The sequence below is a fragment of the Kiloniella sp. genome (genome assembly GCF_965205715.1).
In the GTDB taxonomy this organism is placed as follows: Bacteria; Pseudomonadota; Alphaproteobacteria; order Kiloniellales; family Kiloniellaceae; genus Kiloniella.
Map to the genome: position 1 here is coordinate 842,761 of NZ_CBDBHW010000013.1, position 13,484 is coordinate 856,244.

Below are 13,484 nucleotides of genomic sequence, written 5' to 3' on the forward strand. Positions count from 1 at the left end.
GGCTTTGCCGGGGGTCATTTAACTCACCGCACAACTTATTAAAGCAAATGTTTACGTTGATGATAACGCGTTATCAGATTCAATACTATCGAAGTGTTAAGGCCAGGCTGCCTCTGGTGGCATCGACATTAAAATAGCTTCTACGTTTCCGCCCGTCTTTAAGCCGAACATTGTACCGCGATCATAGAGGAGATTGAACTCTGCGTAACGACCACGACGAAACAGCTGGTGTTTGCGTTGTTCAGCGTTCCAGCTTTCTTGCATATGACGACGCACCAGTTGAGGGTAAATGTTTAGAAAAGCCCGGCCGACATCCTGGGAAAAGGCAAAGTCGTCTGCCCAGTCCCCGGTATTTAAATAGTCATAAAAAATACCCCCGACCCCACGGGCTTCGTTGCGGTGTGGGATATAGAAATATTCATCGCACCACTCTTTAAATGTTGGAAAATAACCCGGGTCGTACTTGTCACAGGCAGCTTTATAAGCCTGGTGGAAGTCTTGGGTGTCCTGTTCGACAGGATACATCGGGTTTAGGTCTCCACCGCCGCCAAACCAACTTGTCGTCGTGACAATATGTCGGGTGTTCATGTGGACTGCTGGGACAAGAGGAGAGTGCATATGAGCGACGAGAGAAATGCCGCTGGCCCAAAACCGTGGGTCTTTGTCTGCTCCAGGAATGCGCTTTGCGAAGTCCTCGCTGAACTCACCCATTACGGTGGATATGTTGACGCCAACTTTTTCAAACACACGGCCGTGCATGATTGACATTTCTCCGCCGCCACCACCTTCGCGGTCCCATTTTTTACGTACAAAGCGACCGGCTTCTGGGGATCCCTTGCTTTCGAGGACCGACCCAGTGAGCTCATCTTCCAGCTTTTCAAATTCGGCGCAGATGTTGTCGCGTAATTCTTTGAACCAAATCTGAGCCTGTTCCTTGTTGTCGGAAGGAGCATTGTGATCTGGAAAGGCTTGGGTAGGATCTTGGCGCTGGTACATAAATATCTCTTCTTAAATGTCTTATTCGATAAACATCGTAAGCTATGTCACTTAAATAATGACTTATGGTTTGGTGACAGATGGAAATCCATTCGTCTGGCGCAAAGCTTCTCCGAGTACCATCGCAGCTGATACCGCTATATTTAAAGAGCGGACGCCCTCTGCCATGGGAATGAGGACTCTAGCATCGACGGAATTATGGACATCTTCTGGGACACCCGCAGATTCTCTACCGACCATTAATATGTCATCCGGTGAAAACTTAAAATCAGTATAGTTGGTTTCGGCTTTGGTTGAGAGCAATACTAACCTGCCAGAGAGCGATTGATTATCCGGCTTATTGTCGCGGGCCGCATTAAAAGCTTCCCATGAATTGTGCCTATGAAGCTCTGTTTGATCCAGGTAGTCCATACCAGATCGCTTCATGCGTTTGTCATTAAGAACAAAACCACAGGGTTCGATAATATCCACGGCAACATTCAAGCAAGCTGCCATTCGAAGCATAGTGCCGGTATTCTGGGGGATATCAGGTTGATAAAGGGCAAGGCGCATGTGGATTGTCTTTAAATTAAAGAATTGAATACCGAAGTAACGGAAAAAACGTTATTTTCCTCATAAACTCACACTTAGAGTCTTTGCCTTTCTATGACAAATCCTTTATATCCCTGTCACTGAATATAGGACTAGCCAGAACTGCGACAGGATGTCACATCCGATCTTGCACTTAGCGGTGTTTAGATAGGGACGCATAAACGGTTAGACAAGGGCAATGGCTCAAATCGCCTGTATCGTATCGCGGCTTCGTTGTTCGGAGCTGTAAAGCTTGAGAGATGAAAATAGGGATTACATAAATGGCAGATGGCGCGAATCCTGAAAATTCCGCCCAAGAGTCCGGCGAGACTCGGCGTGAATTTTTGTACCTGACGGCGGGGGCTATGACAGTCGTCGGTGCTGCTGGTGCTTTATGGCCAATGATTGATTCTATGAATCCATCGGCAGACGTTCTAGCTCTATCCTCTACCGAGGTAGATTTGACCCCAATCGAAGCTGGTCAGTCTGTGACGATCACATGGCGTGGTAAGCCTGTGTTTATCAGACGTCGTACTTCTGCAGAGATTGAGACAGCTGAAAGCACTCCTTTGGCAGATCTTCCTGATCCGCAGACCGATGGTGATCGTGTTGAGAAACCTGAGTGGCTCATTCTCGTAGGTGTCTGTACGCACCTCGGGTGTGTTCCTTTGGGGCAGAAGACAGGGGAATCCCGTGGTGACTATGGCGGGTGGTTCTGCCCATGTCATGGTTCTCACTATGATACTTCCGGTCGTATCCGTAAGGGGCCAGCTCCAACGAACTTGGAAGTACCTCCTTATGTCTTCCTTACAGACAACTCAATCAAGATCGGCTAGGGGGAAGTCATGAGTTTTAAATCAAACAATAAAGTCGTCCAATGGGTAGAAGACCGTCTTCCGGTCATCTCTGTGATGCATCACGCCATTTACGATTACCCAATGCCGAAGAACTTGAACTACCTATGGAACTTCGGTTCTTTGGCTGGTTTTGCTCTTGTTACGATGATCGTGACCGGCATCATTCTCGCAATGCAGTACACGCCGCATGTTGATATGGCTTTCGAGTCTGTTGAACGTATCATGCGTGATGTGAACAGCGGCTGGTTGATTCGTTATATACATATGAATATGGCGTCTTTCTTCTTTATTGCCGTATACATTCATATGTTCCGTGGCCTTTACTACGGATCTTACAAAGCACCACGTGAACTGTTGTGGCAGCTGGGTGTTGTGATCTTCCTGCTTATGATGGCTACTGCTTTCATGGGTTATGTTCTTCCTTGGGGCCAGATGAGCTTTTGGGGTGCAACAGTGATCACTAACCTGTTCTCTGCAATTCCAGTTGTTGGTGAGAGCATCGTGACTTGGCTCTGGGGTGGTTTCTCTGTTGATAACCCAACTCTGAACCGTTTCTTTGCACTACACTATCTTCTGCCTTTCATTATTGTTGCTGTTGTTGCTTTGCACCTTGTTGCTCTGCACACAGTGGGTTCTAACAATCCGCTGGGCATTGATACAAAAGGACCTCAGGATACCTTGGTTATGCAGCCATACTACACCATCAAAGATTTGTTGGGTGTGGGTGTGTTCTTGTTGGCTTTCTCTGTATTCCTGTTCTGGGCACCAAACTATATGGGGCATCCGGATAACTACATTCCGGCTAACCCACTATCAACGCCAGCACACATCGTTCCTGAATGGTACTTCTTACCTTTCTACGCGATCTTGCGTGCTATTCCAGATAAGCTCGGTGGCGTATTGGCTATGTTCGGTGCGATTGCGGTTCTTTTCGTATTGCCATGGTTGGATCGTTCGTCCATTCGTAGCTGTAAGTTCCGTCCGGTTGCTCGGATCTTCTTCTGGTTTTTCTTTATCAATGGTTTGTTCCTCGGTTACCTTGGTGGTCAGCCAGCTGAAGGCTGGTATGTTATCGCAAGCCGTTTTGCAACAGCCTACTACTTCTTCCACTTCCTGGTGATGATGCCTGTAATTCTGCCGATGATTGAACGTCCGCGAGAGTTGCCGAGCTCTATCCACGAAGCCGTAACGAAGTCTTGAGAGAGGAACGACTAATGAAGAAAATTCTGTCTGGCCTCTTTGCCGCGGCACTCGGGTGTCTCACTGTTCCAGCATTTGCTGCTGGTGATGCGGTAAAATTGCCATCATACGACTGGAGCTTTGAGGGTGTCTTTGGCACATACGATAAAGCTTCCATGCAGCGTGGCCTCCAGGTTTACAAAGAAGTTTGCTCTGGCTGTCACTCTCTTGATCTTGTTGCTTTCCGTAATCTGCTTGATCTTGGTTACAATGCTGATGAAGTAAAAGCATTTGCTGCCGACTACACCGTAGAAGACGGCCCCAATGACGAAGGTGAAATGTTTGAGCGGAATGGTATTGCTGCTGATTATTTCCCTGCGCCGTTTCCAAATGAGCAAGCTGCAGCAGCTGCAAATGGAGGTAAAGCTCCACCTGATCTCTCGCTTATGGCTAAGGCGCGTGTCGGTGGCCCTAGCTTTGTTCGAGCTCTCATCGGTAGTGATGGTTATGTTGATGCTCCAGAAGGATTCGAAACTGGGGATCTGAGTTATAACAAATATTTCCCAGGTCACTTGATTGCTATGGCACCTCCTCTTTCAGAGGACGCCGTGGAATATAGTGATGGTACACCTGCAACTGTTGAACAGATGGCAGCTGATGTAAGTCACTTCCTGATGTGGGCTGCTGAGCCTAAACTGGAAGAGCGTAAAAGCACTGGTATCAAGGTTATGATTTTCCTCATCATCTTCACGCTGGTTATGTATGCTGCCAAACGCAAAGTTTTTGCTCAGGTTCACTAAGTAAAAAACGGTGTTGAATTAAAAAAAGGCTGCCCTCTGGGGCAGCCTTTTTTGTTTAGTGGTTATGTCAAAGTTAAAGGGGGGATACTCAATTCCTCTCAGATGAAGTACCTTAAAAGCTGCCATTCGGTCTTGAGGGAACTACCTATGCTTTTCAGTCACACGCTCAAAGGAATTGATCACCTTCTGGTTGGGGTTGATAAACTGGAAGAGGCGAGGCATCACTATTTACGGCTTGGGTTTCGGCTTACGCCTCGGGGGCGTCATATTGGCTGGGGAACGGCCAATTACTGCATCATGTTCCCTGATGATTATCTCGAGCTTATCGGAATTGTCGATGCAAGCCAGGACACCAATGGTCTTGATACATTTTTGGAAAAAGGTGAAGGCGGCCTCGGTTTTGCGTTTCGAAGCTTGAATACTCAAGAAACGGCAGACAGTCTTACGGATTTGGGTGTCCCAATAGAAGGGCCAAATGATCTCCGGAGAATATTGGAGCTCGACAATGGCGACGTTATGCCTGCCTTTAAACTCTTACGCTATAGTGCAGAAGTTACCCCAGAGATGGCAACCTTTGTATGTGATCACAAGACGCCAGAGATTGTATGGCAAGACCAATGGGTAGGGCATGAAAACGGGGCAAATGGGATTAGAAGAATTGTCTATGCAATGGCCGATCCTTATGGACTGATAAATGAATATTCTCAATTTTTTGGTGAAGATGCCGTCGTCGTGACGGATGGGTGTATTGATATTCAGCTTCATGAGCGCAATCAGACACTTCGCCTCTTGGCATCAGAGGAAGTGAATCGTTTTTATCCGGGGTTTGATAGCGAAAAAATGGAGCGCGAAAGCTACATGATTGGCTTTCACTTATGGAGTCGGGATTTAAAGGCCACACAGGCTTATTTTGATCAGTACCGGGTTCAGTATCGGAAAGAGGGTGATCAAAGCCTCAGGCTAATGGAAAACGATGCTTGTGGTGTTGTTATCTCTTTTGATGCCAGTCCTAATACAGCGGCCCCATACGTGCCGAGCTAGAGAGGCCAGTATCTACCGCACCTATGATATGATAAGAACTTTAAAATAGAACGATCGGTATAGTTTGCTATATCTCTAGTAATTAAAATTTCCTAGAGTAAGAGCTATGAAAAAACACTTCGCAAAATATCGGGGCAAAGGTACCGCCGTTCCTCCTATTCCAAACGGGTATCATATTTTATGGAGTTGGGTTGGCGCATGTCTGGCGATTGGCGGGATAGCCTGGCTATCAAATGAAGCGGATGCACCATTCTTTATGGCACCCTTTGGGGCGAGTTGCGTGCTGGTGTTTGGTCTTCCCAACAGTCCTTTAGCTCAGCCGCGAAGCTTGGTGTTCGGCCATTTATTATCGGCCATTGTTGGATTGGTGGTAATGAAAGCATTTGGTGTTGACTGGTGGACGATGGCTATTGCGGTCGCTTCTGCCATTGCCTTGATGCAAATGACCCGAACTCTGCATGCACCTGCTGGGGCAACACCGCTTGTCGTTATGCTTGAGGGAGCAGACTGGTCGTTTCTGTTTACTCCAGTTCTGAGTGGTGCTTTGGTCCTGTTGTTGGTCGGGCTTGTTACCAATAACTTATCAAATACCAGATCCTATCCAGAGTACTGGTGAACAGGCATAAAAAAGGCGGCTCTGAGGCCGCCATTTTTATGGATGTACGTAAACTCTATACGTTGAAACGGAAGTGAAAAATGTCGCCATCTTTTGCGATGTATTCTTTACCTTCTGCCCGCATTTTACCGGCATCTTTCGCGCCCTGTTCACCATCACACTCGATGAAGTCATCAAAGGCGATGGTTTCGGCACGAATAAAGCCACGCTCGAAATCTGTATGAATAGCACCAGCCGCATTGGGGGCAGTTGAGCCTTCAACAACGGTCCAGGCACGCGCTTCTTTGGGGCCAACAGTGAAGAAGGTCAATAGGCCAAGCAGACCATAACCAGCACTAATGATGCGTTTAAGGCCTGTTTCTTCCAGACCTAGGTCGGAAAGGAATTCTGATTTTTCTTCATCATCAGACAAGGAGGCTACTTCAGCTTCGATCGCTGCAGAGATAATCACGCAAACACCGCCTTCTGCAGCCGCTTTCTCTTCCAGAAGCTTGGAGTAGTCGTTACCGGTTGCTGCGTTTTCTTCCTCAACGTTTGCAACATAAAGAACAGGTTTAGCCGTCAAGAGCTGTAGCTGTTCGTAGATGCCTTGTTGGTCTTTAGAAATTTCGGCCGTCCTCGCAGGTTTGCCATCTTGAAGAACCGCGCAAACAATGTTGAGAACTTCAAGCTTTGCCTTGGCTTCTTTGTCGTTACCTTTGGCCCGTTTTGCATTGGTCACGATTTGTTTTTCAACAGAATCAAGGTCCGCAATCATAAGCTCAGTATCGACTGTGTCTGCGTCACGAATAGGATCAACAGAGCCATCTACGTGGGTCACTTCGCCATCAAAGCAGCGTACAACATGAACGACAGCATCCACGGCACGAATGTTACCCAGAAACTCATTGCCCATGCCTTCGCCTTTTGACGCGCCACGAACCAAGCCGGCGATATCAACAAATTCGAGTTGGGTAGGGATGATTTTTTGTGAGTTGGCCATTTTTGCAATCGTATCCAACCTGGGGTCAGGTACGGATACGCGGCCCACGTTCGGTTCGATGGTACAGAAAGGATAGTTTGCTGCTTCTGCTGCTGCTGTTTCTGTCAGCGCATTGAAAAGCGTGGATTTGCCTACGTTCGGCAAGCCGACGATGCCGCAGTTAAAACCCATGGGTATTCCCTTTCACTAAGAAGCTCGTCCTGATCGGATGCCAATGAGAGCTGTTGTTTTCTAATCTTGAGGCGTTTTACTATTACTAAACCAGTTAGCCAAGGTCGATTGCCATCCTTGTGAAGAATCTTGTGTCTTGTGTTCTTTTGACGTTGTAGCTTCTTTGCTGTGCTTCTCTTCCTTAGCCATTTTTTCATTTGGCTTATGCTCTTCTGATTTCTTCTCTTGTTTTACCTTTTTAGGCTTAGGAGGAGCAACTTCGTGAGCTACCTTTGACATGTAGCCAGAGCTATCGCCCGCAGCAAGTAAAGCCACATGGCGAGAGAGTGCGTCCAGTTCCTTACCAAGCCAATCCTGATCGGACTTAGAAAAGTCCCCAAGCACATGAGCGGTAACACGATCCTTATGGCCAGGGTGACCGATGCCGAGTCTAAGGCGCCAGTACTCTTTACCGATATGGGCGTCGATTGACTTGATGCCATTGTGGCCACCGGCTCCACCCGCTTTTTTAATGCGTAGTTTTCCGGGAGCCAGGTCTAGCTCGTCATAAAAGACAAAGATATTTTCAGTGGGGATTTTGTAAAACCGAACCGCTTCGTTAACAGCGCGGCCTGATTCGTTCATATAAGTGCCAGGTTTTAAGACAAGAATTTTCTCAGAACCCAGTCGGCCCTCAGATGTTTGTCCCTGGAACCGTGATTTCCACGGAGAAAAACTATGGCGGTGAACGATATCGTCCACCGCCATGAAACCGATGTTGTGTCGGTTGTTTTCATACTTCTGGCCAGGATTACCGAGACCCACAAATAATAACATAGTGGCTTACCTCATTACTCAGGCCGGAAGGAGAGGAATTACTCTTCAGTAGGTGCTGCTGCTTCTTCTTCAGCTACAACTTCTTCTTCGCCTTCGTCTTCGTCATCGCCTTGAGCAGACTTAACAGAGCTTGGTACTGCAATCGTAGCAATCGTGAAGTCACGATCGTTGATCACTGGTTCTGTACCTTCAGGAAGTGTAACAGAAGAAATGTGAACACTGTCACCTAGCTCAACACCAGCCATATCAACAACGATACTTTCTGGAATGCTGTCTGCGCGACAAGTTAGTTCGATGTCGTAACGTACAACGTTAAGAACGCCGCCTTGTTTCAGGCCTGGGCATTCTTCATCGTTGATGAAGCTGACAGGGATCATAACGTTGACGGTAGTTTTTGCGGATACGCGCAAGAAATCAACGTGTTCTGCCATGTCTGTTACAGGGTGAAGCTGAATGTCACGTGGAAGAGTACGCTCTTTTTTGCCGTCGATTTCGATTTCCCAAAGGCGGGTACCGAACTGACCAGAAGTGTACTCTTTCATGATTGGACGTGGGTCCAAGTTGATCATGACAGGGTCTTTTTTTGCACCGTAAATGACGGCAGGAACGAGGCCTGCACGACGAGCGGCACGAGCGGGCCCCTTGCCGGCTCTATCGCGAGCAGTTCCGCTCACTTTTGTGATATCACTCATTATATTCTCCAATAGTAAAATAACAGCGGCAGAGCACGTGCTCCGCCGTTGTGCTAACTGGCCAGCCTCCAGGGGTGCTGAACCAGAGATTTCGACCGTGTTGTATACGGACGAAAGGAATTCGTCAAATCAATCAGTCAAACAGGCAGGATACGGACTGTTCATCACTGATACGACGCATTGCTTCACCAAGAAGTGGTGCAATGGAAATTTGTCGCATGTTGTGAGCCACACGGACTGCTTCAGTTGCCTGAATTGAATCTGTTGTTACAAGTTCTTCAAGTGGAGAGGCTGTTACGCGTGCAACGGCTCCTCCTGAAAGAACTCCGTGCGAGATGTATGCAGATACTGCTGTGGCCCCGGCATCTTTAAGAGCACCAGCTGCATTGCAAAGCGTACCAGCAGAGTCCACGATGTCATCGATCAAAATGCAACGTTGACCTTTTACGTCACCAATGATGTTCATGACTTCGGAAACGCCAGCTTTTTCACGACGCTTGTCGATGATAGCAAGATCTGCATCAAGACGTTTTGCAATGGCACGTGCTCGAACAACACCACCAACATCAGGTGATACGATCGTTAGCGGTCCCTTGTCCATACGGTCCTTGATGTCTTTGATAAAGACAGGAGCCGCAAAGAGGTTATCTGTCGGGATGTCAAAGAAGCCCTGGATCTGTCCGGCATGGAGATCCATGGTCAAAACACGATCTGCACCGGCTGTTTGAATTAGATTTGCAACCAGTTTGGCCGAAATAGGAGTACGAGGGCTAGATTTCCGATCTTGCCTCGCGTAGCCATAATAAGGCATTACGGCTGTTATACGGCTCGCTGAGCTGCGTTTTAATGCATCAATCGTTACCAGGAGTTCCATAAGGTTGTCATTGGTAGGATAAGATGTCGGTTGAATGATAAATACGTCTTCACCGCGCACGTTTTCATGGATTTCCACAAAAACTTCTTCATCTGAGAACCGCCGTACTGACGCTTTGGTCAGTGGTAGATTCAAATATGCAGAAATGGCCTCGGCCAATGGTCGGTTGCTGTTACCCGTTAAGATCTTCACGCCAAAATCCCCGGCTAGGCTGGACCAGACGTTTTATACGTCTCGGTCGTCAGTTTTCATATTGGTCGGGCGGAACTTACCAATACCTGTCTCACCTGTAAACGCCCATAAAGATTCATTTCTTTGTTATTTCAGAACAGTTTGATTTTGAAGACTCTTTTGTTGCAATAGATCTTCAATCCCAATCGCGGCACCCTCTGCTATAGCCTCGGATACAGGGTTTATTATCGGAACGCGCCGTAAAACCTCGTCCTTCAGGGCGGGGATATAAGGCGCAACCGCGCTAGCGCGGTTTTTTGTTGGCTCGCTGCGTTTCGACATATTTGCGGATAATATCGAGCGGCGCACCACCACATGAAGCGGCAAAATAAGACGGCGACCAAAGGACACCTTTGCGATACCTACCCGTAATTTCAGGGCGAAAGCTTCGCAAACGGCGACTGGATACACCCTTGAGACTGTTGACCAGCTTAGAGAGGGATATTTTGGGCGGATAATTGATAAGCAGATGCACATGGTCGTCTTCCCCGTCACACTCGACGAGTTGCGCCTCAAAGTCGTTGCAGACCTTGGCAAAGATGTGCCGCAAGTCCTGTATAGCCAGTTCTGACAGCACATCTCTGCGGTATTTGGTAATAAATACCAAGTGTACGTGTAGCGCAAAAACACAATGTCTTCCTGTGCGATATTCATTTGAGTTGTCCATAGACCAATGGTAGAGTCGAGATATGCTAAAGGCAACCAAAGTCCGATTGTATCCCACTGTTGACCAGAGGAAGGCGTTTGCCTTTCAATTTGGCGCGATGCGGTGGGCGTATAATTTTACTTTGGGCTGGCGTAGCTCCGCTTGGAAAGAGCGCGGCGAAAGCATCAGCAAGCGCCAGACCTTGGACAAGCTCGTTGAACTGAAAGCCACGGAAGAAACAGGCTGGCTAAAGGAAGCCGATAGCCAAGCCTTGCAACAATCGGTGATGCATTTGGATGATGCCTTTAAGCGATTTTTTAGAAAACAGGGCCGCTATCCCCGCTTTAAGAGCAAACACGGCAAACAAGCCATGTCCTACCCGCAACGGGTCAAAATTGTAAATGGTGTCAGTCTGTACTTGCCCAAAGTCGGCACGGTCAAAGCAGTTCTGCACCGTGAGATTGTAGGTAAGATTAAGACCGTCACCATCTCGCGCACTCAAACAGGTAAGTACTATGCGTCAATCTTGTGTGATGATGGGCTGGAGGTTCCAGCCCTCTTAAAAACGATTGAAGCGGACGCGGTGACGGGTATTGATTTGGGCATAACGCATTTAGCGATTGCCAGCACGGGTGAAAAACAAAAGAACCCCCGTATTTTGAAACGTGCGGCGGCCAATTTGCGCCGCAAGCAAAAAACACTGTCACGAAAGAAGAAAGGGTCGGCAAACCGCAACAAGGCGCGTGTACTTGTTGCCAAGGCTCACGAAAGAACTGCCAACACGCGCAATGACTTTCAACATAAATTGTCAAAACGACTGGTTGACGAAAATCAAGCAATCTGCGTGGAGACGTTGAAAGTCAAAAACATGCTCAAGAATAGGAAGCTTGCCAAACATATCGCTGACGCGGCATGGGGCGAATTGCTCCGAAAGCTGACCTACAAAACAGCTTGGTCAGGTAAGCACCTCGTGCAAATTGACCAGTGGTTTGCATCCAGTAAGACCTGTTCTGATTGCGGCACTAAGGTTGATGCTATGCCGCTGTCGGTGCGGCAATGGACGTGCCAGACCTGCGACCAAGAGCATGACCGCGATATTAACGCTGCCATCAATATTCGGCAGCAAGGTATCCTGAAACTAAAGGCGGAAGGGCTATCCGTCTCTGCTTGTGGAGGCTCGCGTAATTCTGGCACACTGCCAGTTGCAGCCTGAGAAACAAGAAGCCTCGTCCTTTAGGGCGAGGAGTAGTCACTCTCGATAGAGCTATATTGGGGACAGGGTTCCTTTGGGCGATGACACCGATCTCTTCACTGGTTTTCTTTTCAAAGAGAATCCATCGGAGTGTCAGAAAGTAGTTATCATCTGAAACTTCACGGTCGATTTCGAGCTTTAGATCGTAGTCACTATGAGCGGAAATAGAGGTATGTAGCTTGTAACCTCGCAACAGCAATGAAGTCTGCAGTTCTTTTACCAAAATCTCTTGGGTTGGCTTTGCGAGAAGCTCAGGAAGAGGAAGGAGTGTTAATCCAGTTAATACAGGCGAGATGGCTTTATCCTGCCCGGTAGGAGTGAGGGCTATAATCTCATTATTTAACTTCAGAGATGCTCTCTTTATTAACTCGTTTAAAATTGGCTTTGGCGTGTTGGACAAAAGGGGGGCAGGCACAACGGTATGTTCTTCGAAACTTATGACAGCTGAGTTGGAAGGACTAACCTCTGTGACAAAAACTTCCATCTTGAGTTGGGTTTGGCTGGCCGATTTGGAAATCGTTGTAAAATTACTGTGTACGTACAGGCTGTTTTGGGCTGTGGAATAATTGGACGCCGGAAGTCCTTGGTCTCGGACGTCTGCACTCAAAGTATTCTGGATCCAAATTGCAAGGTCGGGAATTTGGCCCTCAGAAATGGGGAGGTTGATAGCCGGAGGTTCTATGGCAATTGGGCGCGTACCTGAGAGTTGAAGCAGCGTGTTGTTTTGAGGTTCCTGATCAATAAAAGGACGTGGTAAGGGGCCACACCCAACAATTCCTAATGCTGTTAAAAAAACGAAAAGTAATTTCATAAGCCTTAGTTTCTATTCCCAAAGGAGGTAAAGGGTGCCGCGATTATTGAAAATACCGGGGCATTCTGTATCCCCGGGCATCCTACATAATGGTGCAGGTCGCTAATAATCCAAGAACACACATCAGGAAAAATAGGATTAAATGTGGCATTAGTCTTCCGTGACATTTTTTTCAAGGGCTATTACAGAGAGGCCTCGACCATAGTCTGCTTCCTTGCGATGGCAAGAGCGCCGATAGCTGAAAAAGAGTTCTTCTTCCGCATAGGTATCGTTTCTGGAGATTGATACCTGTTTTACACCACTGGCTTTCAACCTGTCCCCAACATATTTCCGTAAGTTAAAGAGGAAACGGCCTTCTCTAGATGACGGTATAAAATACCCCATATTGCTTTCATTTGCTTCAAAAAAACGATGAGCAAACTCTGCCCCCACTTCATAGGATGTCTGAGCAATACAAGGACCGATAGCACAATGGATATTTGAACGGCTGGCGCCGATGCTTTCCATTGCTTCGATAGTGTTGTCCGTCACGCCTTTAAAGGCGCCTTGCCATCCTGCATGAGCTGCGCCAATTACACCGGCAGTCGCATCTGCAAAAAGTACGGGAACACAATCGGCTGTCATAATGCCAAGGGCTATACCAGGTTCCTTTGTCACAAGAGCGTCCACTTCAGGAGCTTCTTCCGGGCACTTCCATGGGCTTGTAACGATTTCAACTTTTGCGGAATGGATCTGGTAGCCCGTGACCAGTTGCGCCGAGGGACAACCTATACGGTCTAAAGCCCTGCGTCTGTTTTCATGAACATTCTCTCGGGCCTCATCCGCACCAAACCCACAGTTAAGCGAGCTGTAAAGTCCCTCACTTACACCGTCGCGGCGGGTGAGAAAACCATGCATGATACCTTCGAGTTCAGTTAAAGCAGGGCTGTTTAGCATCGGTCTTCCTTTGG

General features: G+C 47.7%; 15 protein-coding genes. 6 read left to right on the forward strand and 9 right to left on the reverse strand.

Annotation, left to right across the window (positions count from 1 at the left end; genetic code table 11):
* Positions 1-96: 96 nt before the first annotated feature.
* Together hemF and ACOGW3_RS15330 are read right to left on the reverse strand one after the other, a co-directional pair.
* On the reverse strand, positions 97-996 hold the full coding sequence (hemF, locus tag ACOGW3_RS15325) for an oxygen-dependent coproporphyrinogen oxidase (RefSeq protein ID WP_419903780.1): 900 nt from the start codon (positions 994-996) through the stop codon (positions 97-99).
* 63 nt (positions 997-1,059) lie between these two features.
* Positions 1,060-1,548 (reverse strand): tRNA (cytidine(34)-2'-O)-methyltransferase, encoded by a 489-nt coding sequence (locus ACOGW3_RS15330; protein WP_419903781.1) that lies wholly within the window; start codon positions 1,546-1,548, stop codon positions 1,060-1,062.
* A 299-nt stretch (positions 1,549-1,847) separates the two neighbouring features.
* Here ACOGW3_RS15330 and petA point away from each other — a divergent pair, with 299 nt between their 5' ends.
* The 5 genes from petA to ACOGW3_RS15355 all read left to right on the forward strand — a co-directional run bounded on the left by petA (position 1,848) and on the right by ACOGW3_RS15355 (position 6,059).
* Positions 1,848-2,402, forward strand: coding sequence for a ubiquinol-cytochrome c reductase iron-sulfur subunit (gene petA, locus ACOGW3_RS15335; RefSeq protein WP_419903782.1), 555 nt, complete (start codon positions 1,848-1,850; stop codon positions 2,400-2,402).
* Between the two features lie 9 nt (positions 2,403-2,411).
* Positions 2,412-3,623, forward strand: coding sequence for a cytochrome b (locus ACOGW3_RS15340; protein ID WP_419903783.1), 1,212 nt, complete (start codon positions 2,412-2,414; stop codon positions 3,621-3,623).
* Positions 3,624-3,637: 14 nt separating this feature from the next.
* Positions 3,638-4,402 (forward strand): cytochrome c1, encoded by a 765-nt coding sequence (locus tag ACOGW3_RS15345; protein ID WP_419903784.1) that lies wholly within the window; start codon positions 3,638-3,640, stop codon positions 4,400-4,402.
* 147 nt (positions 4,403-4,549) lie between these two features.
* A complete protein-coding gene (locus ACOGW3_RS15350) occupies positions 4,550-5,443 on the forward strand; it encodes a VOC family protein (protein ID WP_419903785.1) in 894 nt (297 codons plus the stop codon).
* A gap of 106 nt (positions 5,444-5,549) precedes the next feature.
* Complete coding sequence (locus ACOGW3_RS15355) at positions 5,550-6,059, forward strand: HPP family protein (RefSeq protein WP_419903786.1); 510 nt, start codon at positions 5,550-5,552, stop codon at positions 6,057-6,059.
* A 55-nt stretch (positions 6,060-6,114) separates the two neighbouring features.
* Here ACOGW3_RS15355 and ychF read toward each other — a convergent pair whose 3' ends face one another.
* The 5 genes from ychF to tnpA all read right to left on the reverse strand — a co-directional run bounded on the left by ychF (position 6,115) and on the right by tnpA (position 10,492).
* Positions 6,115-7,212, reverse strand: coding sequence for a redox-regulated ATPase YchF (gene ychF / locus ACOGW3_RS15360; protein ID WP_419903787.1), 1,098 nt, complete (start codon positions 7,210-7,212; stop codon positions 6,115-6,117).
* Between the two features lie 60 nt (positions 7,213-7,272).
* Positions 7,273-8,028, reverse strand: a complete 756-nt coding sequence (gene pth / locus ACOGW3_RS15365) for an aminoacyl-tRNA hydrolase (RefSeq protein WP_419903788.1) — start codon at positions 8,026-8,028, stop codon at positions 7,273-7,275.
* Positions 8,029-8,066: 38 nt separating this feature from the next.
* Entirely contained in the window at positions 8,067-8,720 is a 654-nt protein-coding gene (locus tag ACOGW3_RS15370) for a 50S ribosomal protein L25/general stress protein Ctc (protein ID WP_419903789.1), read from the reverse strand.
* 133 nt (positions 8,721-8,853) lie between these two features.
* Positions 8,854-9,786 (reverse strand): ribose-phosphate pyrophosphokinase, encoded by a 933-nt coding sequence (locus ACOGW3_RS15375; protein ID WP_419903790.1) that lies wholly within the window; start codon positions 9,784-9,786, stop codon positions 8,854-8,856.
* A gap of 283 nt (positions 9,787-10,069) precedes the next feature.
* Positions 10,070-10,492 carry an IS200/IS605 family transposase gene (gene tnpA, locus ACOGW3_RS15380; RefSeq protein WP_419901409.1) on the reverse strand — a complete coding sequence of 141 codons (423 nt, stop codon included), beginning with the start codon at positions 10,490-10,492 and terminating at the stop codon, positions 10,070-10,072.
* 22 nt (positions 10,493-10,514) lie between these two features.
* On the opposite strand from tnpA, the gene ACOGW3_RS15385 reads away from it, so the two are divergent.
* Positions 10,515-11,684: an RNA-guided endonuclease TnpB family protein gene (locus ACOGW3_RS15385; RefSeq protein WP_419901410.1), complete on the forward strand. Its 1,170-nt coding sequence runs from the start codon at positions 10,515-10,517 to the stop codon at positions 11,682-11,684.
* Here ACOGW3_RS15385 and ACOGW3_RS15390 read toward each other — a convergent pair.
* A complete protein-coding gene (locus ACOGW3_RS15390) occupies positions 11,581-12,534 on the reverse strand; it encodes a hypothetical protein (RefSeq protein WP_419903791.1) in 954 nt (317 codons plus the stop codon). The two genes, ACOGW3_RS15385 and ACOGW3_RS15390, sit on opposite strands and share 104 nt — an antisense overlap.
* 150 nt (positions 12,535-12,684) lie before the next feature.
* Entirely contained in the window at positions 12,685-13,470 is a 786-nt protein-coding gene (gene pgeF / locus ACOGW3_RS15395; RefSeq protein ID WP_419903792.1) for a peptidoglycan editing factor PgeF, read from the reverse strand.
* Positions 13,471-13,484: the final 14 nt, after the last annotated feature.